Genomic DNA, 24,293 nt, shown 5'->3' with positions numbered 1-24,293 from the left:
ATCGGGACGTATTGCGGGCAAGTTCCTCATGAACCGACCGACTCCGCTTCAACAACATGTCGCGAAGGGTGCTTCCACCCGCTTCATGTGGATCACGCCGGGCCGCGTGTTCTACGGCGGTCCCCTGGGGGCACCGACGTTGCGCCGGCTCGGCTCATGGACCCTCTACTTCTCGTGCGACACGACGCTGCGCCTATCCATCGAAGCTGGCGGCGATGCCGGATGGCACGAAGGTCGGCTGGCCGTGGTACCGCCATACCGCTCTCACCGCCTGGCGAGCGCGGCACGCCACGTGTGCGACATCCTGATCGAACCGGAAACGATCGATGCGGCACGACTTGACGATCCACTGCGGGCGGTGCTGCAGGGTGAAGGGATGCTCGACACGGCGCAGCCGGTTTTCGGCGGACTGCTGGAGCGCCTGTGTGCAGCACATGAGCGCCTTGCGTCACAGGTCGACCTGCTGCCCGCCGATGACGTGGCCTTCGACGCGCTCGTGTTCGGCGCGACGATGCCCAAGCCGGCGCTCGATCCGCGGATCATTGCGGCGCTCGAGACATTGGAGGACGACGAGAACTTGGACGCTAGCGCTCACGAACTGGCAGATCGCGCGCGACTGTCCTTCCATCGGTTTCTGCATCTCTTCAGCAATGAAGTCGGTGTCCCGCTGCGCACCTTTCGAAGCTGGAAGCGTGCGCGGGGCTGGCTGAAGCATGTCACCGAGGAGACAAACCTGACCGACATTGCTCTTCGCATCGGCTATGCGGACTCTGCGCACTTCAGCCGATCGGTGCGGCAAGTCTTTGGGCTGCAACCGAAAGAGTTTATCGCCGGCTGCCGCCGCCTTGCGTTGCACCGCGAGCCGAGGAAGCCGTCGGAAGGGTGACGGCCGCGTCCCGGCACCCCGTTGGCGCAAGACTCGCACTCTGCGCAAGTCAATACGCTGAGGAGATACGACTACCATGAAGAATGACACCGCGCTCGACCTGCTGGCCGAGTACCGAGAGCTCGCCGCTCTGTGCGACACCCTCACGCCGGCGCAATGGAGGGCCCCGAGTGCCTTCTACGACTGGACGCCATGGGACGAAATTGCGCACCTGTGCTACTTCGACGAGACCGCATTGCAGGCCGTGCGCGAACCCGAGCGCTTCGCGTCCGAGGCGGCGGCCCTGAACGCCCGCATCTCGGGCGGCGCGGAGTTCAGCGCGATCCAGCGTGAGACCTTCGGCCAACTCGACGGTCCGGCCCTGCTCGCACTCTGGCGCGAACGCCACGAGGCGCTGGCCCACGAGTTGTCCCTGCTCGCCCCGACGGCGAGGCTGCCTTGGTACGGGCCGCTCATGAGTGCGCGCTCATTCGCCAGCGCCCGGCTGATGGAGACCTGGGCGCATGGGCAGGACGTGTGGGACGTGATGCGCCGCCGACGCCCGGGGACGGCGCGCCTGAAGCACGTCGCGCATCTGGGTTTCACCACCTTCGGTTGGACCTTCGCGAACCGGAGGCTGCCCGTCCCCGAGATCGTTCCTCACGTCGCCTTGCGGGCGCCGGACGGCAGCATCTGGGAATGGGGCGATGCCGGGTCCCCGCATCGCGTGAGCGGCACGGCAGAAGACTTCTGCCTCTTGGTCACCCAGCGTCGCCACGTTCACGACACCTCTCTGCAGTACACCGACGGGCCGGTGAGTGACTGGCTGCACATGGCGCAGTGCTTTGCCGGGCCGCCCGCTGAGGGCCCGAAGCCGGGCGTTCGACAGCTTGTCTACGCAGGTTGAGCGTGGCCGACCTTGCCGCTGGCCGCGACCTCGATTGCACAGGCGAGCCGCTTTCGTTGGTGCATCGCGCCAGGGTAGAGCCATTGCTGACGGCGCGCTGGGCGGAGGAGGGGCCGCCGGAGCGAACGCTGTCCGACCCCTGGTTCGCCAACCTCTACCTCTTCCGGCGCATCCACGATTGGCGGCTGCTGCGCGCGCCGCTGCCATGCATCGCGGGCCGCGGCTACGATGGCGCGCGTCTTCTGATCCCGTTGTTTGACCTGCAGTCCGCGCGGCACGAATTGCTCCGGGAGCGGCTCCGCGGCCACGATGCCTTTGGCCCACTGAGCGAGCTCCAGGCGGCCCGACTGGACACGCAACGCTTCGCCTTGCATAGCTCCCGCGACGATGCGGACTATCTCTATCCCGCGGAGCATTTCCGCCACTATCGCGGCACCGGGCTGAACAAGAAGCGCAATCTCGTCAAGCAGTTGCATGCCGCTCATCGCGTGGACGCCACGCCCTACCACGAGGCCATGGCAGACGAGGCCCAGCAGGTGCTCGAAGCCTGGATGGCCGCCAAGGGCAAGCAGCGGGGCGAGGCTGACGACGCTCCCTGCCTGGAGGCGCTCGCGCTCTGCGGCACGTTGGGTCTGCACGGCTTCTTGCATCGCATCGCAGGGCGTGCGGTCGGCTTCATGCTCGCGCAGCCGATGCGCCCTGGCGTGTCGGCGATCCGCTTCGCCAAGGGAATGGACGGGTTCAAAGGTCTCTATCAGCACATGTTCCAGCACTACTGCCAAGCGATGCCAGAGCTGGCCTGGCTCAACTTCGAGCAGGACCTCGGCCTGGCCAACTTCCGCCGTACGAAGCTCTCGTACAAGCCGGTGGCGCTGCTCTCGAAGATGCGCGTCACGCTACGCTGAAACCGACTATTGCCGAGCGCCGGACCGGGCCGAGTAGCAAGCTCGCGCAAGACTCCGGTCCATGCGCCGTCTAACCTGTGTTCGCGTGACACCAAGGCCGCGCCCAACAGGCGGAGCCCCCCACACCAGGAGACAAACGCATGCATTCCATTGCCTCACACCACGCATCCAGCCGCCGGATGGGAGAATTGTCCAATGCACCATTGCACGGCTCGGTGCCCTGTCCGCACCTGCTGAGCCCGATCGAGCTTCCAGGCGGCATCGTCCTGCCGAACCGCGTGCTTATGGGGTCCATGCACACTGGCCTGGAAGAGGCGCCGAACGGCTTCGAGCGCCTGGCGGCGTTCTACGCCGAGCGGGCCCGCGGTGGCGTAGGGCTCATCGTGGCGGGCGGCCTGTCGCCGAACGCCGAGGGCAACATGTTCGAAGGCATGGCCACGCTGGCAGACGCCACCAACGTTGCCGGCCACCTGCACATCACCGGTGCCGTGCATGCCGAGGGCGGGCGGATTCTCATGCAACTGCTGCACGCCGGCCGTTATGCGCGGCATGCTCAAGGGGTGGCACCGTCGGCCATCCGTTCGCCACTGTCGGCCTTCACCCCGCGTGAGATGGGCGAAGACGACATCGAGCGCACCATCGGCGACTATGCCAAGGCGGCGCAGCTGGCTCGGGACGCCGGGTACGACGGCGTGGAGATCATGGGTGCCGAGGGCTACCTGATCAACCAGTTCCTCGCCCCGCGGGCGAATCAGCGGACCGATGCGTGGGGCGGCAGCGCCATCAACCGCATGCGCTTCGCGGTGGAGGTGATGCAGCGTGTGCGCCGGCAGACGCCGGCGCCGTTCATCGTCGCGTACCGGATCTCGATGCTCGATCTCGTGGAGGGCGGCTGCACCTGGGACGAGATCGTGACGCTCGCGCACGCGATACAAGACGCCGGCGCGACGATGATCAACCCCTACGTGGGCTGGCATGAGGCGCGCATCCCGACCATCGCGACCCTGGTCCCACGCGCAGCCTTTGTGCCCCTCACCGCGCGCCTGAAGCGCGAGCTGCAGATCCCGGTGGTCGCGAGCAACCGCATCAACGATCCGGACGTGGCCGAGGCCATCCTCGCGCGCGGCGACGCCGACATGGTCTCGATGGCGCGGCCACTGCTGGCCGACCCGGACTTCGTGCGCAAGGCCGCCGCCGGCCGTGCCGACGAGATCAACACCTGCATCGCGTGCAACCAGGCCTGCCTCGACCAAGCCATCACCGGCGGCCAGACCTCGTGCCTAGTCAACCCACGCGCGGGCCGGGAGACCGAGCTTCGCATCGAACCCGCGCCGCGCCGCCGCCGCGTGGCCGTCGTCGGCGCGGGTCCGGCCGGAATGGCGTGCGCGGTGACCGCGGCCGAGCGCGGCCATGAAGTCGTGTTGTACGACGCGTCGGCCACCATCGGCGGCCAGTTCAACTTGGCCCGCCGCATCCCGGGCAAGGAGGAGTTCCAGCACACGCTGCGCTACTTTTCGCGCCGCCTCGAAGTCACCGGCGTCGATCTGCGCCTCGGGCGTGCCATTGCCGCCGACGAGTTGGCGGACGCGGGCTACGATCACGTGGTGATGGCGACCGGTGTCATGCCACGCCTGCCGGACATCGTCGGCATCGACCATCCATCGGTCGTCGGCTACGCGGACCTCATCACCGGACGGGTCGCGGCCGGCCGCCGGGTGGCCATCATTGGCGCGGGCGGCATCGGATTCGACGTCGCCGAGTTGCTGACCCATGCCGACCCGGAAGGCAATACGCCGGCGGAGCGGTTCGCGGCCGCGTGGGGCATTGACCTCAGCGTGCAGGCGCGCGGCGGCCTCGTGCCGGCGCGCGACGCGGCTTCTCCCCGCGAGGTGTGGCTGCTGCAGCGCAAGCTGACGCGGCTGGGCCAAGGGCTCGCCAAGACCACCGGCTGGATCCGCCGCGCGATCCTCGAGCGCAAGGGAGTGCACATGCTGGGCGGAGTACGATACGAACGCATCGACGAAGCCGGGATCCACATCATGGTGGGCGATGAACCGCGCCTGATCCCTGCGGACACCGTTGTTGTCTGCGCGGGCCAGCAGTCACGCTCCGACTTGCTGGAGCCGCTGCGGCGACGAGGCGTCGAAGTCTCGATTATCGGCGGCGCATTGAAAGCTGCCGAACTCGATGCCATGTGCGCCATCGATCAGGGTGTGCGCGTCGCCATCGACCTGTAATCCGCTATCCGGACTCCGCGCACTTCAGCCGATCGGTGCGGCAAGACGGTGCGCGCGCATCGGTGCGGATCATGTCGGCGGCCTTCTCGCCAATCATGATGCATGGCGCATTTGTGTTGCCGCTCACGAGCGTGGGCATGATAGACGCGTCCGCGACGCGCAGACCTTCGATGCCGCGTACCCGCAAGCGTGCGTCCAACACTGCCAACGGGTCGCTCTTCGGGCCCATTCGACAAGTGCCGACCGGGTGATACTGGGAGTCAGCCCGGTTGCGGATGTCGGCCTCGAGCTGCACCAGCTTGTTGCGCTCGACCGGGTAGAGCATCTTCTCGCTGCGAAACGGCGCCAGCGCGTCGTCCGAGAGGATGGCTTGCATCTTCTGCGCGCCCGCGATCATCGCCGCCATGTCCGCGGGGTCGCTGAAAAAGCGCGGGTCGATCAACGGCGGGTCGCGCGGGTCTGCGCCGGTGAGTCCGACATGGCCGCGACTGCCGGGCCGCAAGACCGTCACGTGGCAGCTGATGCCATGGCCCAGATGCATCTTGCGCGCATGGTCGTCGACGATCGCGACGACGAAGATCAATTGCAGGTCGGGCACCGCGACATCGGGCGCCGAGCGGAAGAAGGCGCCGGATTCGGCAAAAGGGCTCGTGATGGGGCCGATGCGCTTGTTGCACCACTCGACGACGGCGCGGGTCATGCGTGCCGCGCCGCGCATCGAGATACCGAAGCTCTCCGTGTCGCTGGGGCACAGGTAGGTCTGCACGTAGTCGATGTGGTCCTGCAGGTTCTGCCCCACGCCGGCCACCGCATGAACGACTTCGATGCCGTGGCACTTCAGCTCGTGCGCCGGGCCGATGCCGGACAGCATCAGCAACTGCGGCGAACCGAACGCGCCGGCCGAGAGAATGACCTCGCGCCTCGCCCGAACCTGCTTCAGCTCGTTGCCCTGGTAGTACGCCACGCCACGCCGCGCGCGCGCCGTCCTTCGAGCAGGACGCGTGCCGACACGGCGTGCGTGACGACGCTCAGGTTGGCGCGCGACAGGTTCGGCGTCAGGTAGGCCTTGGCCGCGCTGAAGCGCTCGCCGTTCTTCTGCGTCACCTGGTAATGGAAGCAACCGAATTGCTCGGCGCCGTTGTAGTCCGGCGCGCGCGGCAGGCCGTGGCGCTCGGGCTGGCGAGGTTCGCCACGTTGAGTGGGCCGTCGTTGCCGTGGAAGGGGTCGTTGCGGAAGCGTTCGTTGTTTTCGGAGCGCTTGAACAATGGAAGCACATCGTCGTACGACCAGCCCGGGTTGCCGAGCGCGGCCCAATGGTCGTAGTCCCAGCGGTTGGCGCGTACGTAGAGCATGGCGTTGATCGAGCTCGACCCGCCGAGGGTCTTCCCGCGCGGCTGATAGCCGTGCCTTCCGTTCAGGCCGGGCTGCGGCGCCGTCTCGAAGCCGTAGTTGTTGATCCTGGTCGGCAGCATGGCCACCATGCCCACAGGCGCGTGAATCAGCACGCTCTTGTCGGGCGCGCCCGCCTCGAGCAGGCAGACGCTGACGGTCGGATCTTCGGACAGGCGGCTCGCAATGGCGCAGCCGGCCGAGCCAGCGCCGACGACGACGTAGTCGAATTCGAGATCGTTCATGGTTGTCTGTGGCCTTCATCCCGCTCACCCAGTCGGTGTTCTGGGGCACCTTGGCCTACACCCTGATCGGCGGCACCTTCGCCGGGACCGTGCTGACCCTGGTGTTCCTGCCGGCCATGTATTCCATCTGGTTCAAGATCAGGCCTGCGGCGGGGGGGCGGGCCGCTCCTGCGATGCGAGCGGAACCTGTCACGGTCTAGCACAAGGAATCGGCGCGCCGGCCCCGCAGCTGACAACCGGCGTGCCCCCACCGTTACTGCGCCGCAGGGTTGTCGGCACCCTACGCTGGTTCAGTCTATGGTCGGGCATATCGACGCTTTGCTTTGCGGAGCACTCCACCGCTTTTTTGATCCGGGCCGAACGCCCTTTAGGGTCGGCAGTCGACCGTGAAGCATGGCAGTTCGAGTGCCGTCTTGGGCCGATGCGCTTCCGTAGGCGGTCCGGCAGCTTCCAAAGTGGAGCGGACTTTCGAATCGCTGCTTCAGAAAACAGGGGCCAGTCCGGTCATGGCCGGTACCGACCTCGGCGAACGACACGCCAATGGCCGGTGCCCCCACAAAGCAGCCCGCTGCGCGCGAAAATTGACATCGCCAAGCGAATGGCCGCTTGCGGGTGAGCGGTCCGCTCAACGTCGGCTTTGGAGAAAAATCGCCACCGTCCGCTCGTGGCCGAGGCCGTGTAAAAACGGTCGCTGATGTATGATGTCGGCATTGACATTAGCGTGATCAGTGGCCATGAAGCGATTCATCGAAGGTCAGAGCCGCACACAGGGGGCCTTGCTTCCCGAGAGGCTGGATGACTTCGTCGCCGAGACCAATCCGGTTCGGGTCATCGATGTCTTCGTCGATGAACTCGATCTGCGCAAGCTGGGGTTCGTTGGCGTTGATTCAGCAGCGACTGGCAGACCGGCCTATCATCCGGCGGCGCTGCTCAAGCTCTACATCTACGGGTACCTGAACCGGATTCAATCTAGTCGGCGCCTAGGTGACTTGGGTGTCGATAGCCTGGTACGCAGGGCTGACCGGCCCCAGGCAGAAGTAGTTTGCCCAGCCAGTCAGCTTGGGCGGCCAGCAAATCGTCGGTGCCCTCCAGCGTGTAGCGCCCGGGGCCGAGGCTTTCGGGCAGCTTGTCGGAATCGCCGTGACCGATGAGATCGGGCGCGATGACGCGACCGAGGCTCGCCAGCGGCGGCATCACCTCACGCCACAGGTAACTCGATGTGGGGTTGCCGTGTAGCAGCACGATGGGGTCGCCGCTGCCCACCTCTACATGCGCGAGGCGGTGGCCCTTGACGGTGGTGAACTGTTTGGGCGGGATGGGCGTGTCGGTGCTCATGCGATGGCGCTTCGGACCAGGCGGAAGGTGGTGGCGATGGGTTGCAGGTGCTGCACGTCGGGCAGACGGCGGCGGCTGGAGACGCGGATGCCCTCGTTGAACAGCATTAGCATGGCGGCCAGCTCCTCGGCGCGCTCCGGCGCTGCGCCGGCATCCTGCAGATAGGCCTGGAAGACATGCTGCATCTCGCCCAGGTGGTCGCTGGCGCGCGCGGCGAGTTCGTCATCGACGCCGGACATCTCGAGCACGGTATTCACCAGCATGCAGCCCCAGTGGCCCCTCACGGCGCCGGCACCGCGCGCGCCGATGAAGTTGCGCTCGAAAAAGCTCTGCAGCGCATCGACCAGCGGCATCTCGGCACGGGCGCGTTGCAGCATTTCCAAGGTGCGCACGGAGAACAGGTCCATGCACTCGACGAAAAGGCTGCGCTTCTCCGTGAACGCGGCATAGAAGCTGCTGCGACCAATGCCCATGGCCGCCAGCAGGTCGGCCAGCGACGTGGCCTGATAGCCCTTGCGCCAGAACCGCACCAGCGCTCTATTGACGGCTTGGGGTCGGTCGAATTCAATCGGGCGGGCCATACTTGAGTGCTGTACTGAATGGTTCATAATTGCAAGCCATCGGCTACCTGCATCGCCAGCCCCCATCCGCTGATCCATCCAAGCAAGGGACAAGACCATGGACAAACCCGTCTGCCTGATCCTCGGTGCCGGTGCCGGCATCGGCGGCCACGTGGCCAAGCGCTTTGCCCGCGAGGGCTACCACGCCTGCCTCGCGCGCCGTAGCGACAAGGCGGGGCTCGACAAGCTGGTGGCCGAGATCGAGGCCGAGGGTGGCTCGGCCAGCGGCTTCATGCTCAACGCGGTGGAAGAAGGCAGCATCGAGCAACTCGTCACCCACATCGAGGCCTCGGTCGGCCCGATCGCGGTGGCGGTGTTCAACCTGGGCGCACAGATCGGCGACCGGGGCCTGGCCAGCACCACACTGAAGCAGTTCGAGATGGGCTGGCGCATGGCCACCTTCGGCCTGTTCCGCCTCGCGCAGGTGCTGTTTCCGTGCATGGAACAGCGCGGCAAGGGTGTGCTGCTGGTGACATCGGCCACCGCGGCGATGCGCGGCAACGCCGGCCAGCATTCGCACGCCTCCGCCATGGGCGGGCGGCGCATGCTCTGCCAATCGCTGAACGCCCAGTTTGCAAGCAAGGGCATCCACGTCGCGCACATTGTCAACGACGGCGCCGTGGATGCGCCGGACACCCTGGGCAAGATGCTCGGCCCCGAGCGCTTCCAGGACCTGCGCGAGAAGAAGGGCTTGGAGCGCGACGGCCTGCTGCTGCCAGCCGAAGTGGCCGACACCTACTTCTACATCGCCCATCAGCACCGCTCGGCCTGGACATTCGAGCTGGACCTGCGTGCCCATTCCGAACAGGCCTGGTGGAACAGTGCCAGCAACCCCGACCTGAAATAGAGCACCCATGCTGAAGCTGCACCATGCCCCCGACACGCGCGCCGGACGTGTCGTCTGGCTGCTGGGGGCTGCAACTGCCTTACGAACTCAACCGCATGGAGTTCCACCCCAAAGCGCTGAAATCCGACGAGCACCGCGCGCGCCACCCTCTGGGCCGCGTGCCGGTGCTGGAGGACGGCGAGGTGATGCTGTATGAATCGGGCGCGATCGTCGAATACATCATCGCGCGCCACAGCAACGGCGCGCTCAAGCCGGCCGTCGATTCACCGCTCTTCCCGCGCTACCTGCAGTGGTTCCACTACTGCGAGGGCATGGTCATGCCCCCGATCAACACCATCATAGGGCAAACCTTGTTCCTGCCGCAGGAGCGGCGCAACGCGGAGATCCTCGGCCAGGCCAAGCACCTGCTGATGAAAACGCTGGAGCCGCTGAAGGAGGCACTGGCCGGGCGCGACCACATGCTGGGCGAATTGTCCGGCGTGGACTTTATGCTCGGCCACGGCTGCTACATGGCGCGCCAGCTGGGCTGCATGCCCGAGGAGATGACCCATCTGCATGCCTATGTGAAACGCCTGGAGGCGCGGCCCGCGTTCGACAAGGGCATCAAGAGCTGAAGCACACTATGAACGCCGCCGCGCCACGACGATGGACCACAGACCACTGGAGGCAAGCATGAGCAGCAAGACCCTGGAATTCCACTTCGACTTCGGCAGCCCCACCACCTATCTGGCCTACACCCAGGTGCCGCGCATCGCGCAGGAGGCGGGCGCGATGCTGGTGTGGCACCCGATGCTGCTGGGCGGCGTGTTCAAGGCCACGGGCAACGTCAGCCCTGTGACCGTGCCCGCCAAGGGCCGCTGGATGGCCTGGTTGTCCATTCCATTTCTCCGCACCTCAGCGCGTCCGGTCGGCGTCGTCCGCGATCGCTGGCCGGCAGCGGGCTGCCGCGCGCGCGTCATAGTCGACGACCTGCCCGGCGCCTGACAGCTCGACGCGGCAGCAGCTCACCAGTTCGGCCTGCAGCAACCGGCGGCCGCGGCTTGCCCGCGTCTTGACCGCAGACAGGGACAGCCCCTGCGCTTGCGCCACCGCCTGCAGGGGCAGGCCGTCGAACTCGGCGGCGAGCAAGGTGTCGCGGTAGGTCGGTGGCAGGCGCTCGGCCATCGGCCGCAGGCAGTGCGCCAGCTCGATCAAGGCGGCCTGTGGGGCGTCGCCGGTATCGTCGGCGAGATCTTCCGGCAGCGCCTCGGTCGGCCGCCGGCTGCGATGATGGTCCATCGCCGCGTTGCGTGCCACCGCGTACAACCAGCCGGTGAGGTTCTTCGGTGCGCGGGTTTCGTCGGCCACCGCGGCGAGCGCCTTGACCACGACGTCGTGCAACAAGTCCTCGGCGACCTGTGGGTCGCCGGTGTGCTTGCGCAGGAAGGCAAGCAGCGCACCGCGCACTTCGCCGTAGATTTCCGCCACGCCGCGCGCGGCCTGGGTAGCTTGGTCCATGGTCATGCTCCAGACAGAAGAGGGTGTGCGGTGCGTCCGGCATCAGGCGCCGGCGGCCGGCGCGCAGCAGGCCCCTGCCGCATTGTCGCGCGGATTGCGGTCGACGCCATAGGTTGTGGACTCGCCGCGGGTAACGAAGGCCTCCCAGGGAATGCCCTGCGGGTCGTGCACCCAGCCTTTCCGCGACCGGGCGTAGCAACAGGTTTTTGCGCCCTCGTCGATCACCACGAGATTGGCGTCGCGCAGGGTGGTGGTCATGACCTGCAGTTCCGCTTCCGATTCGACCTGGAAGCCGAGGTGGTCCAGCCCCGCTGCATGACCGAGCCGGGAGATCGCGAAATTCACCGGCGGGTCGTCGAGCATCCACTTGGCGTAGTCGTCATGCCTGACTGCCGGCTGGGTGCCGAACAGGGCACTGTAGAAGGACACGGACGGGAGGAGGTCCGGTACCGACAGATGGATGTGAAGGCGCTTCATGGTGGTTCTCCTGGATGACCGGGTCGGGATGTCGGCCGCTCACCGGTATAGACGCCGCGGGCTCGGAAAGGTCGCGAGGAGAATTTCTTGCCACCTTCGCCGGGGGACTCCGTCTTTGCAATCGCGGCGCCTACGACCGCGACAATGAACCCCACAGGAGTCCATCCATGAAGCTCAACCCCCTCACCGCCATCGGCAGTTCCCGCACACGGAACGACGAATCCGGCCGCCCCGTGTCCGATGCGCGTCGCGTCGCACGCCGTTCTGGCGCCGTGCTGGCCATGCTCGTTGCCGGTTTCGGCGCTGCCGCTGCCCAGCCGCCGGGCGCACCGCCTCCGGCACCAGAGGTCCAGCGCGGCCGCTATCTGGTGCAGGTTGCCGGGTGCAACGACTGCCACACCCCGGGCTATCCGGAATCCGGCGGGAAGGTCGACGAGAAGCTGTGGCTCACCGGAAGTGCGCTGGGCTGGCGCGGGCCGTGGGGTACCACCTATCCGCCCAACCTGCGCCGCGTTGCGCACACGCTTACCGAGGTGCAGTGGCTGGCGCATGCGCGCAAGGCGTGGCGGCCGCCGATGCCGTGGTTCAACCTGCGCGACATGACCGATGCCGACCTCGGCGCGATCCACCGCTACCTACGCCATCTCGGTCCGGCGGGCGAGCCGGCGCCGGCCTACGTCCCGCCCGGTCGGGCGCCGGCCGCGGCCGTCGTGAGCTTTCCCCTGCCGCCGCAGTGAACCGGCACCGGATTCGCCGGGGCCGGCCATGACCAAGCATTGGGCGCGGCAAGCCCGCTCTTCAAGGTGCGGTGGAAGACTTTCGTTCGATGGCACACTGACGGAATACCGCAATCCGGCCTGGCACCCGCCATCAACCGAAAAGGAAAGGAAATTCAACGCCCCCACAGGAATTATCGGCGCGCGTTTCGCCCCATGTCAAACGAGAATTGCGCCCGGAAATCTCGCTTGCCCAGGCAGATCCATCGCCCGAAGGCTCAAGGCCGACCGAATTTGGCCGGCCTTGAGCCTTCGGGCACGAGTCGTCCCGCGACCAGTCCCAACCCTTGTCTCGGTCTTGGCCGTCCCTACCAGGCGACGCGCTGATCGAATTCGTAGTCCGGTGCCGGCTGGGCCTGCGGATCGGTTTCCCGCTCGGGCTGGCCAGCCACCGGCAACTCCCAAAGCGGCGGACGGCGCGCTGGCGCCAGGCTCGGGGCCAAGGTCGGCTCGCCCAGGTGGCCGAGAATCTCGAAAGTCACCGGGCCTTCGTTGATGAAGGGGTCGTCTCAGAAAACGGAAAAAATCGTACGCTAAGGCGCGCCACGCCCTTGCGCGTGAGCGTTCTCGCCAGGATCTACCTCGTACTGTCGAAACGTGCGCCAGAGCGTCAGGTCATAGGCGATCTTGAGTAGGCCGCAGGCTACCAGCGGCGCAGCCAGCCAACCGGCGGCAAACAGCGCACCGCCGATAGCCGGGCTGGCTGCGGCCGCGAGGCTCCTGGGAACGGCGGTGAAGCTCGCCGCCGCGGCACGCTCCGCCGGTGTAACCACCGCCATCACGAAAGCCGAGCGCGTCGGCACGTCCATCTGCGACAGGGCGCTGCGCAGAAACAGTAGCGTGAGCGCCACCGGCAGGCTGTCGGCGAAGGCGGCAAGGATCAGGCAGACGCTCGACGGGATGTGCGTGAACACCATCGTGTTGATGAGCCCGATGCGGCGCGCCACCCAGGGTGCGGCGAGCTGGGAGCCGGCCGAGAGCAGCCCCGCCCAGAAGAAGAACTGCCCGGCGGCGGCGAGCGAGAGGTCGAAACGCTCGAACAGCCAGAGCGCGAGCAAGGTATTGACGATCAGCCCGCCGGCGAAGGCGTCGACCGAGAACAACGCGGCGAGACGGACGACGATGCCGCGCGAAGGCCCCAGGGGCACGGGCGGCGCCGCCTGCGCGTGGACTGGGTGGTTCGGTAGCGTGCGGTAAAGAAAAAAGATCGCGATACCGGTCAGCCCATAGGCCACGAACATGAGGCGCAGTGCGTCGAGCTGGGCCATGCCGGCATCGGTCAGGGTTTGCGGAATGGCGGTTGCCAGCGAGCCGATCGCCGCGCACAAAGCGCCGATGAAGGTGTAGCGCGCGAAGAGGAAGGTGCGCGCCTCGCCGTGCGCCGCCTCAGCCAGCCGGGCGTGCTCCAGCGGCAGGAAGACGCTGACGTCGCCGGAACTCGGGTTCATCGTGCCGACGAAGGCGACGAGCAGCAGCGGCCAGAAGTCGCCAGCGCCGCCAAGGCCGGCCAGCAACAGGCCGGTCAAGCACATCAGCCAGGCGGCAGCGAGTAGCAGCCGGCGCTGCGGAAAGCGATATCCCCACTGGCCGACCGCCAGGGTCGCCAGCGCCGAGCCGAGCAGCGTGGCGGTGCTGATCAGCCCGACTTCCCACTGGCCCAGCCCCAAGGCCAGCAGATAGACGGGAAGCAAGATGGCCACAAAGCCATCGGTGAAGGCCCGCAGCGCCCGGCCGATCAGCAGCAGGCGCGCTTCGGGCGCGGTCCCGGCGGGTACCAGCATCACTTCAGGCCGAGCAGGCGGGCAATCTTCGTCAGCGGCGTATCCGCGCACCAGGCGTAGAGCGCGTCGTACATCACGATGCCGTGCCTGAGCATCTCGTGGTCGTCGGCGAAGTTGAACGACAGCCCTTTCGAGATGGCGAGCAGGCCGGCCGCCTCCTTCGCGAGTTGGGGCTGGCCGCAGTCGGCGGCGCGCACGATCAGCGCCAGCTTGTTCAGGGCCGGATCGTCGAGCTTGTACTTCTCGATGAAGACGTCGAAGCCGCAGAATTCGCCGTGGTGGCCGAGCTCGACATTCGGCACGTCATAGGGGATGGCGCCGGTGTCAGCGGCGACCTTCAGGACGTCGCCGGCCGGCACGTAGAGGAACTCGGGGGCCTCGTCGATGAAGCGCGTCACCAGCCAGGGGCAGGCGATGCGGTCGATCTTGGGGCGTTCGCGGGTGATCCCTTTCATGCTCAGCCCTCCACTTTGGCAAATTCAGCCTCGGCTGCCGTCCAGGATAGGTTCTGTATGAAGGCGTCCACATAGCCCACGGCCTTGGCGCCGAAGTCCATATGGTAGCTGTGCTCGGACATGTCGAGGGCGACGAGCGGCGTGGCACCAGCGAGGTTGTGGGCGTGGTCAGCGGCCCAGACGTTGACGAGGCGGGCACGGCGTGGGCTCCAGACCAGAAGAGTCCAACCGGAACCGCCGCCTGCGCCCGTTCGACAGGATTACGAGTACGTGCGGGGTGGCACATGCAAGCTGTTTGTGGCAGTCGAGCCCAAGGGCGGACGAAGGACCATGCAGATTACCGATCATCGTGCCAAGACGGATTTCGTGGCCTTCGTCCGATACCTGCTCGAACAGATCTACGCGACGGCGCGTCGCATTCATCTTGTGCTCGACAACCTCAACACCCATTTCCGTAAGTGCTTCGAGCAAGTGCTCGGAATCAGGGCGGCGAACAAACTGCTGCGACGAGTGGTCTTTCACTACACCCAAAGCACGCCAGTTGGTTGAACATGGCGGAAATCGAAATTGGCATTCTTGACCGCCAATGTCTCGATCGGCGCTTGCCTGATCGTGACACGCTCGCCAGTGAAGTCGATGCATGGCAACGACGCCGAAACGACGAGCGGCGACGTATCGAGTGGACGTTCTCTCGGCAAGACGCGGATCTGAAAATGGCCCGGCATTACGTTTCGTAATTAATGGGTCGTGATACTAGTCGGTGCTGCGATTCACAAACGGGTAGCCGTACAGGCGCAGCAGGTCCTTGAACGCGCGGGCACTGAGCGCGGGGTCGTAGCACGCGAAGATCGCCGTCTGTCGTGCGTGCCGCTCGCTGGGCAGCAGGGAGAGCAGCATCTCGCGCTCATCCAGGATGTCATCGCACATCTGGTCGCTGACGAAAAGAAAGGAAATCGGGTGATACAGGCCATCCTCGTTGAGGAGGTGGAAGTGCGGGAGTGCGATCTGGATGCGGTCAGCGACGTGGCTTCTCATTGGCGTACAGAAAAAGATGACTCGCGCAGCTTACCCGGAAGATGTAACGGCCGCATTTCAGGCGTGCCGACTAATGCAAATGCCATGGGCGCAGTACGCCCGCGCTCAGCTTAACCCCAAAAGATCCAGGTGACGTCCAATTCAACGGCGTGCAAAAGCGCCCCGAGGTCGCGCGCCGTGTCTGCGTGCTTGTAGACGAACCAGCGCCCATTCTGATCGCAGCAGTAGAGCGTCCATTCGTTGCGCTCGGGATCGAACCGGAACTGGGCGATGGGCACGCTCACCCACTGATCGGGTTGGCCGTGCACGACCCGATTTTCAAAGAGCGTGACCGACTTGCCGCGCACTTTGAAGCTGAGCCGCACCAGATGGCGCACGTCCAGCGGTACGCGGCGTTCGCAGTAGGCCGCCAACTGCTTCTCGACACGCGCTTTGACCAACTCGGGAAATGCCACCCGGTTCTCCCCGGATAACGAATTCATGATGTTACCCCACCTGGCTGCGCGCCTGTATGGCACGCCACGTCTGATCGCACGCGCGAAGCTCGATGTGATCCTCGCCGTGCTGGGCACGCGGATCGGCCGTCAGCAGCACGGCTCTATGCCGTTTCCAGTGGAAATTGACTTCTCAACATACATGACGGTAGCGCCCGTAGTCGCGGGCAGGGCAATGAAGACGAGGATATCCACCGCCGCGCGCGCTGCCTGCGTATGAGGCGCCGCACGCGCGCGACCGTGGATAACTTGCTGCCGCAGCGCCATTCTTGGCGTCCATCAAACGGGGACAGCTCCACTTTTTTTTGGCATCGAGGTCCGGTCGTAGCGGTAGATTTGAAGGTGTGCATGGATGGTTGTCTCATAGGGGACCTAGGACTTCACCAGCCGCAGCATCCAGTCGAGCAACACGGTGGGTAACGAGGCAGGCGTTTGAAGCAATGCGTAGTGCTGGACGCCAAACACGGCAGGCAGGTAGCTGGCGGCCTGCCGGTCTACGGCCAGGCAAAACGGCGAGATGCCCTGCAGCTTGGCTTCAGTCACAGCCTGGCGGGTGTCTTCGATGCCATAGCGGCCTTCATAGACATCACAGTCGTTGGGCTTGCCGTCGGTCAACAGCAATAGCAGCTTGTGGGTGGCGCCTTCGCGCATGAGCGAGGCACTGGCATGGCGCAAGGCGGCACCCGTGCGCGTGTATTGATCGGGTTCCAGCGCGGCGATGCGTAGCGCCACGGCGGGACTATAGGGCTCGTCAAACCGCTTGATGTCCCACAGGCTCACCGATGTGGGCCCGTTGCCGGAGAAGGCCTGCACTGCGAACGGTTCGCCCATTGCCGCCAAGGCAATGCACACCAGCAGCAAGGCTTCGCGTTCGACGTCGATGACCCGGCGGCTGTTCGAGAGCCAGCCATCGGTGGATCCGCTGACGTCGATGAGGAGCAGGACGGCCATGTCGCGCCGGGTTCGCTGTTGCGCGCAGTACAAATCCTGGGCCATTGGCCAACCGGCGCGCATGTTTGCCATGCCCTCAACGCAGGCTTCCAGGTCAATGTCGTCGCCGTCTGTCTGGCGGCGCCGCAGCGTGCGATGGGGGCGGAGTGCAGCGAAGTGCTGGCGTATGGCGACGAGCAGAGCGCGGTGCTCGGCCAGGGTGTCGTCCACCCACTTCTGCGTGCCGACCGGTGCCTCCAGAAGCCGCACCGTGGCGCCGGGATGGAGGTAGGCCTCGATCCGGCAATTCCACTCGGGGTAGCAGAACGCTTGCGGCGCGTCTGACGCAGCGGCGTTCGTATGCCTGGGCTTTGCTGTCGGCGGGTCGTCGGACAAAAGCACCTCCGGGGCTTGCCCTGGGGTCCAGATCAGACGCGCCTGCGCAAGCTCGGAGACCAGGTCTGCAAATTCGTCGGCACCCGCAGACTGGTCACGATCGGTTGGCCGCTGCATCCCAAAAGGATCCTCGGCCTGTTCGTGCGGCACATCGGGCGGGATCATCCACGCACCCTGCGTTTTCCCGTCTTCCTGATCACTGCCTTCGCGCACCTCAGGGCGGCGGGTCAGGCGTGCACTGCGCGGTGACCGGGTGGGGGAGTCGCCGACCCCGTCACTGCCTGCAAGTCCAGCGTCCGTGGCCGAGCTGGGCCTGCGCAAGTCGCCGGTCCAAGTGTCCCGAAACAGGGGCGATGGGCCCAGGCGCGCGGCGCCGGGGTGCTCGCGCACCATGCTGGCCGCGAGACGCTGAGCGACGAGAACCGAGCCTTCTGGGGACGAGGCTATGTGCGCATTCGGCTGGTCGCAAGGCTGCGCCATCCAGGCACGCACCAGGTCCTCCAGCGGCCGGCGTGACGCTGCGAATTGCGCCCATGGCGGGCGGGATGCGAGCGCTGCGCTGCGCAAGCTGTTCAAGGACCTTGCCATGCCGGGCAACAGTTGCGTTAGAGCCGCATCGGCCGCAACGGCTTCCACCAGCAGGTAGATGTCGAGCACCAACGGAGAGGCGCACAGATCCAGGCCGGCGGCGCTGCCCCGGCTCGCTCGCATGGCTTGCACCAGGGCCAGGGTACGAAAGCGGTCCATGGCCAGGTCGGCATCGGCAAGGCCGGTTTCAGGTGGCAACCAGATGCACTGGCCATCGGTGGCTGGCAACGCGATGCGCGCGCGCGGGAAGGTTTCACGTTGGAACGTATGGGCGAGCAAAGTGGGGCGCGCCGGCATTTGCGCTGTCCGCAAGCGGTATGAGGTACCGAACACCGCCTCGATCAGCAGGTCGAGACGCGGCGCCACGTCCGCGAGCAGAGTTACGGACTGAGATGGCACCTTGGCCTTGTGCCGCTGCCACAGCGCTTGCGTGAAGACCGTCGCGTGCCGGGCTACGTCGGTGATCACGTCCTCGGCTTCGGCCATGGGGCGGTGCCTCAGTCAAACAAAGGTGGCGTCGACCAGATCGCGCATCGCGTCCACCAGCGCTTCGTCATCCGACAGCGGTGACACGACCGCGCTGAGGCAAGCCTGCCGAATGGGTATGCCACTGACGACCAGCGCGGCCGCTGCGATCAACAAGCGGGTGCTCGGCACTTCCGCAAGCCCCCGGTCGCGCAGAGCGCGCAAGCGTTGCCCGAGCGACACCAGCGCCATGGCGATGTCATGCTCTGCTCCGGCCTCACTCTCGATGATCGCCGCCTCGCGCAATGCCGGTGGAAAGTCGAAGTCGAGCGCCACGAAACGCTGCCGCGTGCTGGGCTTGAGGTCCTTGAGCATGCGCTGATAGCCCGGGTTGTAGGAGATGACCAGCTGAAAACCGGGTGCTGCCACCAGCGTCTCGCCCGTCTTGTCGATCGGGAGGATGCGACGGTGGTCGGTCAAAGAATGCAACACCACCATGGTGTCTTGGCGGGCTTCGACCACTTCGTCCAGATAGCAGATGGCGCCCTCGCGCACGGCGCGGGTGAGTGGCCCATCCTGCCACGCGGTGCCATCGTGGCGGATCAGGAAACGGCCAATCAGATCACTGGCACTGAGGTCGTCGTGGCAAGAAATCGTGATCAGGGGGCGCCGCAGTTTCCAGGCCATGTGCTCGACAAAACGGGTCTTGCCGCAGCCGGTGGGCCCTTTGAGCATCACAGCCAGCTGCAGGGCATGGCAGTGTTCGAAGACAGCCACTTCCGCACCCGATGGCAGGTAGTAAGGTTCGCAAGCGGGTGGCCTGACCGAGCTGTCCAGAGGGGTAACAGTGTGGAATAACGCAGCGGCCAAGGGTTCGCTCACCGGGTTGACAGCACTGGTTCGGCGTTGGACGAATGTGGTGCGGTGGCGTCAGGCTCGACATCGAAGCGAGGCACATGGCGGAAGAAGTCGTAGATGAACAGCCCCACGCCGATCGCGAACAGCGAACCGGTGGCGACCAGCATCACGAAGTGCACTTGTATCTTCAACTGCGCATCGAGATAGCCCATGCCCATGATGCGCTCCAGATACACCTGTGCAATGCCGGCGGTGGCGAACGACAGCGTCATTCCAAACATGCCGCCCAACTGCATCCAGAACGCCCAGTAGCCCAGGCTGCTGCCTTCTTCGTTGCGTTGCGGCACCATCGCCGGCAACGCGTAGGTGATCATCGCCAGCACGATCATCGCGTAGGCACCGTAGAAGGCGGCATGTCCGTGCATCGCGGTGATCAGCGTACCGTGGGTCCATTTGTTGACGTCTGGGAATGTGTGCGCCAGACCCAGCAGACCGGCCCCGAAAAGGGTGAACAGTGCGCTGCCGATGGTCCAGTGCAAAGCCAGTGTGTTGGGATGCGAAAAGCCCGCTCGGCGCATGGCCGAATACGCGAACATCGCCATGCCCACCAGCGCTGCCGGCTCCAGGGCGCTGAAGATGCCACCGATCGGCAGCCAGTACGACGGAACGCCCACCCAGTAGTAGTGGTGCGCCGTTCCCAGAATGCCGGCGATGAAGACCAGACCCACGATCACATACAGCCACTTCTCCATGACCTCCCGGTCGGCACCGGACAAGCGGATCAGCAAGTAGGCCAGGAAACCACCCTGGATCATCACCCACACGCCCTCGACCCAGAGGTGGATCGTCCACCAGCGGTAGTAGATGGAGACGGTGTAGTTCTCGTACTCCAGCAGCGCGGGCAGGTACAGGAGCGCGGCCAGACCCAGGCCGAGCACGAGCACGCCTTCTGTGGTGGTGAAGCGTTTGGAGCGCCAGATCGTCATGCCGATGTTGTAGAGAAAGATCAACATGCAGATCACGATCACAATCTTGTGCGGCAGGGGTTGTTCCAGCAGCTTGTTGCCCGTGCCGTAGCGAAACAGATAGCCCACCACAGCGGTCACGCCCATCAAGGTCCACAGGACCAGCTGGACATAGGCGAGCTTGGTGCTGTAGAGCTCGGTGCGCGATTCGTCGGGCACCATCCAGTAGGTAGCGCCCATGAAGCCAGTCAGCACCCACACGATCAGTAGGTTGGTGTGGATCACCTTGGTCACATCGAACGGCAGGATGTTCAGCAGCGGATCGGGGCCAAGGTACTTGGCGGCCGACAGCAGCCCGAAAACCAGTTGCAGCCCGAACAACACCATTGCCACGGCGAAATACCAGTAAGCGACCGACTGAGACCTGTAGCGCATTTCAAAACTCCTGCAGGAGTGGCGGCGGTGGACCGCTGCCCGTGTGGGCTGAACCGCTTCAAAGCCCGTTACTTGAAGGTCGACAGGTAGGCAGCGAGGTTAGCGACCTGCTCGTCTGTCAGGTCCTTCTCGTAGGTGTTCGGCATGAACGAGACCCCGTTGGCCGAGTACATCGCGCCCTCGACCAGGTGCGCGCTGGGCTGGGTGATGGACTCCCGGATGAAGCTCTCCAGGTCGGTGGCAGAACCCTTGTAAGTCGGTGACGCCAGGGTCTGCTGCGCGCGTGTGGCGATGCCGGCCAACGAGGGGCCCGCCATGTCTGCTCCCGCCGTGAGGGAATGGCAGGCGGTGCAGGCGGGTACGGCAGATCGGAACACACGCTCGCCCTGGGCCACCGGGTCTTTGTCTGAAGCGGTTGCGGCGGTGGTCGATCCCGCTGCGCCTGCGGGGGGTGTGGCGTTGCCTCCCGTTGCGCCCAGGCCGGTGACCATGATCGGTCGCGGTGGCCAGTCCTGGTTGTCCACCTTGCTCACCCAGTCCAGAAACGCGATCAGGCCGTCAATGTCGGCATCGCTCAGGTCCTGCTGGGGCATCAGCCTGCGATGGCGCTCTTCGTCGTAGAACTTCGAGGGGTCTTTCAGGAAGGCGCGCAGGTAGGGCGCGCCGCGCTGCTGCGCGATCTTGGTGAGGTCAGGGGCGTAGTACGCACCTTCACCGAATAGTGTGTGACAGTTGATGCAGTTGTTCTTGTGCCAGACATCCTTGCCCAGGGTGACTGCGGGCGTGATGTTCTGCGCGTTCGTCAGTTTCGGAAACTGGCGGTGGCTGTCAACGGTGAGACCAAGAAAAATCAGCGTGGCGACCAGAGTTGACCCGATCGCGAAATAGCGTGCCTGGCGCTTGTTCATGTGTCTGCTCCCGCGTCAGACGCTGATGCCCGTCCAGTAAATCACGCTGATCGCGCTTGCGTACGCGATGCCAGCGAGCATTAAACCGAGCACGACATGGCTGAACACTTTGAGACTTCGATACGCAGTCATGGGTGGCCCCTCGACAGTTGCGCTCGCGTTCCCCCGGAGTAGAGAGAGGCCAGCAGACGGCGGCATAGTGACGAGTCCGCTGCTCTGCATCTGTGCGGCAACGAACATAGACAAGAACTTTCTGTGCGTGCGTGTTCCTTACCACCTACTGAGATCGCTCGATGTGCGTCAAATGACTTAAAAGCAAGCGACTGGCTTGCATTATCAAACGCGTTTCAAAAATGATCGATTCCGTCTAGATTTGCCGCTCACGGAGTCGCGATTCGATTCCGGAATGCGCGACGGTGAGCTCCAGTGGCGATGGTCAGGGCAACGACAGCCAGAGCTGCAGCGACCGCGAACGTGATCCGCATGCCAGTTGCAACGGCATCGGAGGGCGCCGTAGCAATGTCGCTCGACGCCGATCCGAATGCGAAGACTGCGCCCATAACCGATGCGCCGGTGATGAGCCCCAGGTTGCGCGACAAGTTAAGCATGCCGGAGATGGCATCCAACCGCGGGATCCACTATGCACGATCGATGCTACATGGCGGCGCGGTTGCTCTGAAAGTTGGAGAGTCTTAACAAGGTCGCTTTGCGGCGCTTGATAGTTATACTCCTAGGGCGTATATTTACGCCATGCTAACCGTCGTCGAAACGTCTCTCTTCCAACGGCAGTGGCCGGTGTACTGGACTGAAGAGGAAAGAGGCGCCTTCGCCGCCTATATCGCAGAGCACCCAGCAGCCGGGAACGTTGTGCCGGAGTCCGGTGGCATCCGCAAGGTGCGCTGGAGCCGCGCTGGCTCAGGCAAATCAGGAGGCGTGCGCGTGATCTATTTCACTCGCACGTCTGAGGGTGAGGTTGTCTTACTCACACTCTACGCGAAGGCCAAAACCGACAACATTACTGGTGCCAAGCTTAAGGAGATCCGCCGTGCCCTCGAAGAGTAACCCCCTCACCGACAAAGAACTCGCTGCTTACGAAGCTGAGCGCGACCTTGCTGCTGATCTGCTGCAAGCGGTACAGGAGATGAAAGCCGGCCAAGTCCGCGTTGTGTCATCGCCCGTTATCGAAGCGCGCAAAAAAACAGGTCTATCGCAGTCTCAGTTCGCTGCCCTCATGGGTGTGTCTGTTCGCACACTGCAGGGCTGGGAGCAGGGGCGAAAGCAGCCGAGTGGCGCTGCTCGGACATTGCTTGCGATTGCCAGCACAAATCCAAAGGCGGTGCTCGCTGTAGCGGGCAAGTAAGCTCGCCGCAAAAGTCTTCGGTTACACGTTCCACTCGGGCGAGATAGAGTTCGCTGAACGACAGCTTCCCAGCGGTGCCAGCGGCAGCAATGGTCAGATCCTGGCGCCCGGGCCTGGAAGCCTCGAGGACCTCTGACAAGCGACGGCTGAAGGGCCGGTGTCGGCCATCACCGGCCGTTGGAGATCCGGCCAGGATTTTCCTCGCTGGATCGTCTTGGGTAGCCGGTTTACGGCGGCCAACTTGAACCCCGGCTTGGCTCGACCCGGCCAACAACTGCCGCACGTCATTCCGACAAAGCGGCCGTTCGAATGGCTCCTTCGCTCGGAGAGCAGCCGGCCCCCTACCCGAAGACCCTGCCCGAATCAGCAATCAACTCGCGCTGCCAGACGAGCCGCTTTCCAAACGAGAGCGTATCCGGAGCGCCTCGTGATGCGCCACACCGGCGCCTTTGGACGACGGTGTGGATTGAGCCCTATTCCGCGAGCTTACGCATCTCGCAGATCAGGTCGGACTTGCCCTCGAAGCCGATACCCGGCAACTCCGGCAGGGTGACGTAGCCGTTCTCCACTTTGACCCCATCGGGGAAGCCGCCGTAGGGCTGGAACAGGTCGGGGTAGGACTCGTTGCCGCCCAATCCGAGGCCGGCCGCAATGTTGAGCGACATCTGGTGGCCGCCGTGCGGAATGCAGCGACTGGCCGACCAACCATGTTGCTTGAGCATGTCCAGGGTGCGCAGGTACTCGACCAGTCCATAGCTCAATGCGCAGTCGAACTGCAGCCAGTCGCGATCGGGGCGCATGCCGCCGTAACGGATCAGGTTGCGTGCATCCTGCATCGAGAACAGATCCTCACCGGTCGCCATCGGCTTGTCGTAGTAGTTGCGCAGCGTGGCTTGCAGTTCGAAGTCCAGCGGGTCGCCCGGCTCTTCGTACCAGAACAGGTCGTATTGCGACAGCGCCTTGGCGTACTGGATGGCGGTATCCAGATCGAAACGCCCGTTGGCGTCCACCGCCAGCTTCTGGCCGTCCTGCAGCACGCTCAGGATCGAGTCGATCCGGCGCAGGTCTTCATCCAGCGATGCGCCGCCGATCTTCTTCTTCACGACCGTGTAGCCACGATCGATGTAGCTGCGCATCTCGTCCTTCAGTTTTTCATGATCCTGGCCGGGGTAGTAATAGCCGCCGGCGGCATACACGAAGATCTTGCGATTCGCCTTGCCGTCGCCATAGCGATCGGCCAGCAACTGGAAGAGCGGCTTGCCTTCGATCTTGGCCACCGCATCCCAGACCGCCATGTCGATGGTGCCGATTGCCACCGAGCGCTCGCCATGGCCGCCCGGCTTTTCATTGGTGAACATGCAGTTCCAGATCTTGTGCGGGTCCAGATTGTTGCCGGTGGCATCGACCAGACTCTCCGGGTCGGCCTCCAGGATGCGTGGAATGAAGCGCTCGCGCATCAGGGTGCCCTGGCCATAACGGCCGTTGGAGTTGAAGCCGTAGCCGATGACCGGTTTGCCGTCGCG

The 24,293-nt window shown here is 64.9% G+C and carries 32 protein-coding genes and 2 pseudogenes; 15 read left to right on the top strand and 19 right to left on the bottom strand.

From position 1 onward, the window contains the following. Positions 1–28: 28 nt before the first annotated feature. From AC3A35_RS07585 to AC3A35_RS07570, 4 genes are all read left to right on the top strand, one after another. A complete protein-coding gene (locus AC3A35_RS07585; RefSeq protein ID WP_487435422.1) occupies positions 29–886 on the top strand; it encodes a helix-turn-helix domain-containing protein in 858 nt (285 codons plus the stop codon). A gap of 76 nt (positions 887–962) precedes the next feature. Next, entirely contained in the window at positions 963–1,772 is an 810-nt protein-coding gene (locus AC3A35_RS07580) for a TIGR03084 family metal-binding protein (RefSeq protein WP_487435421.1), read from the top strand. 2 nt (positions 1,773–1,774) lie between these two features. Further along, positions 1,775–2,677 (top strand): phosphatidylglycerol lysyltransferase domain-containing protein, encoded by a 903-nt coding sequence (locus tag AC3A35_RS07575; protein ID WP_487435419.1) that lies wholly within the window; start codon positions 1,775–1,777, stop codon positions 2,675–2,677. A gap of 140 nt (positions 2,678–2,817) precedes the next feature. After that, the gene (locus AC3A35_RS07570; protein ID WP_487435418.1) at positions 2,818–4,914 is read left to right on the top strand and encodes an oxidoreductase; all 2,097 of its coding nucleotides are present in this window, start codon (positions 2,818–2,820) and stop codon (positions 4,912–4,914) included. A gap of 4 nt (positions 4,915–4,918) precedes the next feature. On the opposite strand, the gene AC3A35_RS07565 is transcribed toward AC3A35_RS07570, so the two are convergent. The 3 genes from AC3A35_RS07565 to AC3A35_RS07555 are packed head-to-tail and all read right to left on the bottom strand — an operon-like array spanning position 4,919 to position 6,548. Beyond that, positions 4,919–5,878 (bottom strand): GMC family oxidoreductase, encoded by a 960-nt coding sequence (locus AC3A35_RS07565; protein WP_487435417.1) that lies wholly within the window; start codon positions 5,876–5,878, stop codon positions 4,919–4,921. Continuing rightward, a complete protein-coding gene (locus tag AC3A35_RS07560; RefSeq protein ID WP_487435796.1) occupies positions 5,851–6,075 on the bottom strand; it encodes a GMC family oxidoreductase N-terminal domain-containing protein in 225 nt (74 codons plus the stop codon). Before AC3A35_RS07560 ends, AC3A35_RS07565 begins: the two co-directional genes overlap by 28 nt. Continuing rightward, the gene (locus tag AC3A35_RS07555; protein ID WP_487435416.1) at positions 6,015–6,548 is read right to left on the bottom strand and encodes a GMC family oxidoreductase; all 534 of its coding nucleotides are present in this window, start codon (positions 6,546–6,548) and stop codon (positions 6,015–6,017) included. The genes AC3A35_RS07560 and AC3A35_RS07555 overlap by 61 nt, the downstream gene beginning before the upstream one ends. A 2-nt stretch (positions 6,549–6,550) precedes the next feature. Between AC3A35_RS07555 and AC3A35_RS07550 the strand changes: the two genes are divergently transcribed. Together AC3A35_RS07550 and AC3A35_RS07545 are read left to right on the top strand one after the other, a co-directional pair. Next, positions 6,551–6,748, top strand: a complete 198-nt coding sequence (locus tag AC3A35_RS07550) for a hypothetical protein (RefSeq protein WP_487435414.1) — start codon at positions 6,551–6,553, stop codon at positions 6,746–6,748. 534 nt (positions 6,749–7,282) lie between these two features. After that, positions 7,283–7,531: pseudogene (locus AC3A35_RS07545) on the top strand (transposase); the annotation flags it as partial. On the opposite strand, the gene AC3A35_RS07540 reads toward AC3A35_RS07545, so the two are convergent. Both AC3A35_RS07540 and AC3A35_RS07535 read right to left on the bottom strand, forming a co-directional pair. Next, positions 7,518–7,883 carry an alpha/beta fold hydrolase gene (locus tag AC3A35_RS07540; RefSeq protein WP_487435413.1) on the bottom strand — a complete coding sequence of 122 codons (366 nt, stop codon included), beginning with the start codon at positions 7,881–7,883 and terminating at the stop codon, positions 7,518–7,520. The pseudogene AC3A35_RS07545 and the gene AC3A35_RS07540 overlap by 14 nt on opposite strands. Beyond that, on the bottom strand, positions 7,880–8,464 hold the full coding sequence (locus AC3A35_RS07535; RefSeq protein WP_487435411.1) for a TetR/AcrR family transcriptional regulator: 585 nt from the start codon (positions 8,462–8,464) through the stop codon (positions 7,880–7,882). The genes AC3A35_RS07540 and AC3A35_RS07535 overlap by 4 nt, the downstream gene beginning before the upstream one ends. Positions 8,465–8,561: 97 nt before the next feature. Between AC3A35_RS07535 and AC3A35_RS07530 the strand changes: the two genes are divergently transcribed. The 3 genes from AC3A35_RS07530 to AC3A35_RS07520 are packed head-to-tail and all read left to right on the top strand — an operon-like array spanning position 8,562 to position 10,334. After that, the gene (locus AC3A35_RS07530) at positions 8,562–9,350 is read left to right on the top strand and encodes an SDR family NAD(P)-dependent oxidoreductase (RefSeq protein WP_487435410.1); all 789 of its coding nucleotides are present in this window, start codon (positions 8,562–8,564) and stop codon (positions 9,348–9,350) included. 23 nt (positions 9,351–9,373) lie between these two features. Continuing rightward, positions 9,374–9,964 (top strand): glutathione S-transferase family protein, encoded by a 591-nt coding sequence (locus tag AC3A35_RS07525; RefSeq protein WP_487435409.1) that lies wholly within the window; start codon positions 9,374–9,376, stop codon positions 9,962–9,964. 58 nt (positions 9,965–10,022) lie between these two features. Continuing rightward, on the top strand, positions 10,023–10,334 hold the full coding sequence (locus tag AC3A35_RS07520; RefSeq protein ID WP_487435407.1) for a DsbA family protein: 312 nt from the start codon (positions 10,023–10,025) through the stop codon (positions 10,332–10,334). Here the strand turns inward: AC3A35_RS07520 and AC3A35_RS07515 are convergent. Next, on the bottom strand, positions 10,245–10,847 hold the full coding sequence (locus tag AC3A35_RS07515) for a sigma-70 family RNA polymerase sigma factor (protein ID WP_487435406.1): 603 nt from the start codon (positions 10,845–10,847) through the stop codon (positions 10,245–10,247). The two genes, AC3A35_RS07520 and AC3A35_RS07515, sit on opposite strands and share 90 nt — an antisense overlap. Positions 10,848–10,889: 42 nt before the next feature. Continuing rightward, positions 10,890–11,324 carry an ArsI/CadI family heavy metal resistance metalloenzyme gene (locus tag AC3A35_RS07510; RefSeq protein ID WP_487435404.1) on the bottom strand — a complete coding sequence of 145 codons (435 nt, stop codon included), beginning with the start codon at positions 11,322–11,324 and terminating at the stop codon, positions 10,890–10,892. Between the two features lie 167 nt (positions 11,325–11,491). Between AC3A35_RS07510 and AC3A35_RS07505 the strand changes: the two genes are divergently transcribed. After that, positions 11,492–12,061: a cytochrome C gene (locus AC3A35_RS07505; protein ID WP_487435403.1), complete on the top strand. Its 570-nt coding sequence runs from the start codon at positions 11,492–11,494 to the stop codon at positions 12,059–12,061. 347 nt (positions 12,062–12,408) lie between these two features. Here AC3A35_RS07505 and AC3A35_RS07500 read toward each other — a convergent pair whose 3' ends face one another. From AC3A35_RS07500 to AC3A35_RS07485, 4 genes and pseudogenes are all read right to left on the bottom strand, one after another. Beyond that, positions 12,409–12,582 carry a hypothetical protein gene (locus AC3A35_RS07500; RefSeq protein WP_487435401.1) on the bottom strand — a complete coding sequence of 58 codons (174 nt, stop codon included), beginning with the start codon at positions 12,580–12,582 and terminating at the stop codon, positions 12,409–12,411. Positions 12,583–12,633: 51 nt separating this feature from the next. Beyond that, on the bottom strand, positions 12,634–13,881 hold the full coding sequence (locus AC3A35_RS07495; protein ID WP_487435400.1) for an MFS transporter: 1,248 nt from the start codon (positions 13,879–13,881) through the stop codon (positions 12,634–12,636). Further along, entirely contained in the window at positions 13,881–14,336 is a 456-nt protein-coding gene (locus AC3A35_RS07490; protein ID WP_487435399.1) for a chromate resistance protein ChrB domain-containing protein, read from the bottom strand. Before AC3A35_RS07490 ends, AC3A35_RS07495 begins: the two co-directional genes overlap by 1 nt. A gap of 2 nt (positions 14,337–14,338) precedes the next feature. Then, positions 14,339–14,563, bottom strand: a pseudogene (locus AC3A35_RS07485) (Fe-Mn family superoxide dismutase); the annotation flags it as partial. Between AC3A35_RS07485 and AC3A35_RS07480 the strand changes: the two are divergent. Further along, positions 14,457–14,885 (top strand): transposase, encoded by a 429-nt coding sequence (locus AC3A35_RS07480; protein WP_487435397.1) that lies wholly within the window; start codon positions 14,457–14,459, stop codon positions 14,883–14,885. The pseudogene AC3A35_RS07485 and the gene AC3A35_RS07480 overlap by 107 nt on opposite strands. Positions 14,886–14,912: 27 nt before the next feature. Next, on the top strand, positions 14,913–15,047 hold the full coding sequence (locus tag AC3A35_RS07475; protein WP_487435396.1) for a hypothetical protein: 135 nt from the start codon (positions 14,913–14,915) through the stop codon (positions 15,045–15,047). Positions 15,048–15,089: 42 nt separating this feature from the next. Here the strand turns inward: AC3A35_RS07475 and AC3A35_RS07470 are convergent, their stop codons facing one another. Then, positions 15,090–15,371, bottom strand: a complete 282-nt coding sequence (locus AC3A35_RS07470) for a hypothetical protein (RefSeq protein WP_487435395.1) — start codon at positions 15,369–15,371, stop codon at positions 15,090–15,092. Between the two features lie 110 nt (positions 15,372–15,481). Continuing rightward, positions 15,482–15,853, bottom strand: a complete 372-nt coding sequence (locus tag AC3A35_RS07465) for a DUF3024 domain-containing protein (protein ID WP_487435394.1) — start codon at positions 15,851–15,853, stop codon at positions 15,482–15,484. Between AC3A35_RS07465 and AC3A35_RS07460 the strand changes: the two genes are divergently transcribed. Then, positions 15,852–16,085 (top strand): hypothetical protein, encoded by a 234-nt coding sequence (locus tag AC3A35_RS07460; RefSeq protein WP_487435393.1) that lies wholly within the window; start codon positions 15,852–15,854, stop codon positions 16,083–16,085. The two genes, AC3A35_RS07465 and AC3A35_RS07460, sit on opposite strands and share 2 nt — an antisense overlap. Before the next feature lie 152 nt (positions 16,086–16,237). Here AC3A35_RS07460 and AC3A35_RS07455 read toward each other — a convergent pair whose 3' ends face one another. From AC3A35_RS07455 to AC3A35_RS07435, 5 genes are all read right to left on the bottom strand, one after another. Next, positions 16,238–18,265, bottom strand: a complete 2,028-nt coding sequence (locus AC3A35_RS07455; protein WP_487435392.1) for a nitric oxide reductase activation protein NorD — start codon at positions 18,263–18,265, stop codon at positions 16,238–16,240. Between the two features lie 15 nt (positions 18,266–18,280). Beyond that, a complete protein-coding gene (locus AC3A35_RS07450) occupies positions 18,281–19,021 on the bottom strand; it encodes an AAA family ATPase (RefSeq protein ID WP_487435390.1) in 741 nt (246 codons plus the stop codon). A 101-nt stretch (positions 19,022–19,122) separates the two neighbouring features. Then, positions 19,123–20,502: a cbb3-type cytochrome c oxidase subunit I gene (locus AC3A35_RS07445; RefSeq protein ID WP_487435388.1), complete on the bottom strand. Its 1,380-nt coding sequence runs from the start codon at positions 20,500–20,502 to the stop codon at positions 19,123–19,125. Positions 20,503–20,570: 68 nt separating this feature from the next. Beyond that, a complete protein-coding gene (locus AC3A35_RS07440) occupies positions 20,571–21,410 on the bottom strand; it encodes a c-type cytochrome (RefSeq protein ID WP_487435386.1) in 840 nt (279 codons plus the stop codon). 380 nt (positions 21,411–21,790) lie between these two features. Continuing rightward, on the bottom strand, positions 21,791–22,036 hold the full coding sequence (locus AC3A35_RS07435; protein ID WP_487435385.1) for a hypothetical protein: 246 nt from the start codon (positions 22,034–22,036) through the stop codon (positions 21,791–21,793). 124 nt (positions 22,037–22,160) lie between these two features. Here AC3A35_RS07435 and AC3A35_RS07430 point away from each other — a divergent pair, with 124 nt between their 5' ends. Further along, entirely contained in the window at positions 22,161–22,472 is a 312-nt protein-coding gene (locus AC3A35_RS07430; protein ID WP_487435384.1) for a type II toxin-antitoxin system RelE/ParE family toxin, read from the top strand. Beyond that, on the top strand, positions 22,456–22,770 hold the full coding sequence (locus AC3A35_RS07425) for a helix-turn-helix domain-containing protein (RefSeq protein ID WP_487435383.1): 315 nt from the start codon (positions 22,456–22,458) through the stop codon (positions 22,768–22,770). The genes AC3A35_RS07430 and AC3A35_RS07425 overlap by 17 nt, the downstream gene beginning before the upstream one ends. Positions 22,771–23,243: 473 nt before the next feature. Here the strand turns inward: AC3A35_RS07425 and AC3A35_RS07420 are convergent. After that, a partial coding sequence (locus AC3A35_RS07420; protein ID WP_487435381.1) for a mandelate racemase/muconate lactonizing enzyme family protein occupies positions 23,244–24,293 on the bottom strand: 1,050 nt, incomplete at its 5' end.

The sequence above is a fragment of the Azoarcus sp. Soil_N_20 genome, from assembly GCF_057656155.1.
Note: the sequence above shows the minus strand (reverse complement) of the source record. Positions and strands in the feature narration are given on the sequence as shown.

What these genes read in the sequence shown, in the direction of transcription:
- AC3A35_RS07585 (WP_487435422.1), top strand. Translation starts at nt 29, where the DNA reads ATGAACCGACCGACTCCGCTTCAACAACATGTCGCGAAGGGTGCTTCC.
- AC3A35_RS07580 (WP_487435421.1), top strand. Translation starts at nt 963, where the DNA reads ATGAAGAATGACACCGCGCTCGACCTGCTGGCCGAGTACCGAGAGCTC.
- AC3A35_RS07570 (WP_487435418.1), top strand. Translation starts at nt 2,818, where the DNA reads ATGCATTCCATTGCCTCACACCACGCATCCAGCCGCCGGATGGGAGAA.
- AC3A35_RS07555 (WP_487435416.1), bottom strand. Translation starts at nt 6,548, where the DNA reads ATGAACGATCTCGAATTCGACTACGTCGTCGTCGGCGCTGGCTCGGCC.
- AC3A35_RS07540 (WP_487435413.1), bottom strand. Translation starts at nt 7,883, where the DNA reads ATGAGCACCGACACGCCCATCCCGCCCAAACAGTTCACCACCGTCAAG.
- AC3A35_RS07535 (WP_487435411.1), bottom strand. Translation starts at nt 8,464, where the DNA reads ATGGCCCGCCCGATTGAATTCGACCGACCCCAAGCCGTCAATAGAGCG.
- AC3A35_RS07530 (WP_487435410.1), top strand. Translation starts at nt 8,562, where the DNA reads ATGGACAAACCCGTCTGCCTGATCCTCGGTGCCGGTGCCGGCATCGGC.
- AC3A35_RS07525 (WP_487435409.1), top strand. Translation starts at nt 9,374, where the DNA reads ATGCCCCCGACACGCGCGCCGGACGTGTCGTCTGGCTGCTGGGGGCTG.
- AC3A35_RS07520 (WP_487435407.1), top strand. Translation starts at nt 10,023, where the DNA reads ATGAGCAGCAAGACCCTGGAATTCCACTTCGACTTCGGCAGCCCCACC.
- AC3A35_RS07515 (WP_487435406.1), bottom strand. Translation starts at nt 10,847, where the DNA reads ATGGACCAAGCTACCCAGGCCGCGCGCGGCGTGGCGGAAATCTACGGC.
- AC3A35_RS07510 (WP_487435404.1), bottom strand. Translation starts at nt 11,324, where the DNA reads ATGAAGCGCCTTCACATCCATCTGTCGGTACCGGACCTCCTCCCGTCC.
- AC3A35_RS07505 (WP_487435403.1), top strand. Translation starts at nt 11,492, where the DNA reads ATGAAGCTCAACCCCCTCACCGCCATCGGCAGTTCCCGCACACGGAAC.
- AC3A35_RS07495 (WP_487435400.1), bottom strand. Translation starts at nt 13,881, where the DNA reads ATGCTGGTACCCGCCGGGACCGCGCCCGAAGCGCGCCTGCTGCTGATC.
- AC3A35_RS07490 (WP_487435399.1), bottom strand. Translation starts at nt 14,336, where the DNA reads ATGAAAGGGATCACCCGCGAACGCCCCAAGATCGACCGCATCGCCTGC.
- AC3A35_RS07480 (WP_487435397.1), top strand. Translation starts at nt 14,457, where the DNA reads ATGTCGAGGGCGACGAGCGGCGTGGCACCAGCGAGGTTGTGGGCGTGG.
- AC3A35_RS07470 (WP_487435395.1), bottom strand. Translation starts at nt 15,371, where the DNA reads ATGAGAAGCCACGTCGCTGACCGCATCCAGATCGCACTCCCGCACTTC.
- AC3A35_RS07460 (WP_487435393.1), top strand. Translation starts at nt 15,852, where the DNA reads ATGATGTTACCCCACCTGGCTGCGCGCCTGTATGGCACGCCACGTCTG.
- AC3A35_RS07465 (WP_487435394.1), bottom strand. Translation starts at nt 15,853, where the DNA reads ATGAATTCGTTATCCGGGGAGAACCGGGTGGCATTTCCCGAGTTGGTC.
- AC3A35_RS07455 (WP_487435392.1), bottom strand. Translation starts at nt 18,265, where the DNA reads ATGGCCGAAGCCGAGGACGTGATCACCGACGTAGCCCGGCACGCGACG.
- AC3A35_RS07445 (WP_487435388.1), bottom strand. Translation starts at nt 20,502, where the DNA reads ATGCGCTACAGGTCTCAGTCGGTCGCTTACTGGTATTTCGCCGTGGCA.
- AC3A35_RS07440 (WP_487435386.1), bottom strand. Translation starts at nt 21,410, where the DNA reads ATGAACAAGCGCCAGGCACGCTATTTCGCGATCGGGTCAACTCTGGTC.
- AC3A35_RS07430 (WP_487435384.1), top strand. Translation starts at nt 22,161, where the DNA reads ATGCTAACCGTCGTCGAAACGTCTCTCTTCCAACGGCAGTGGCCGGTG.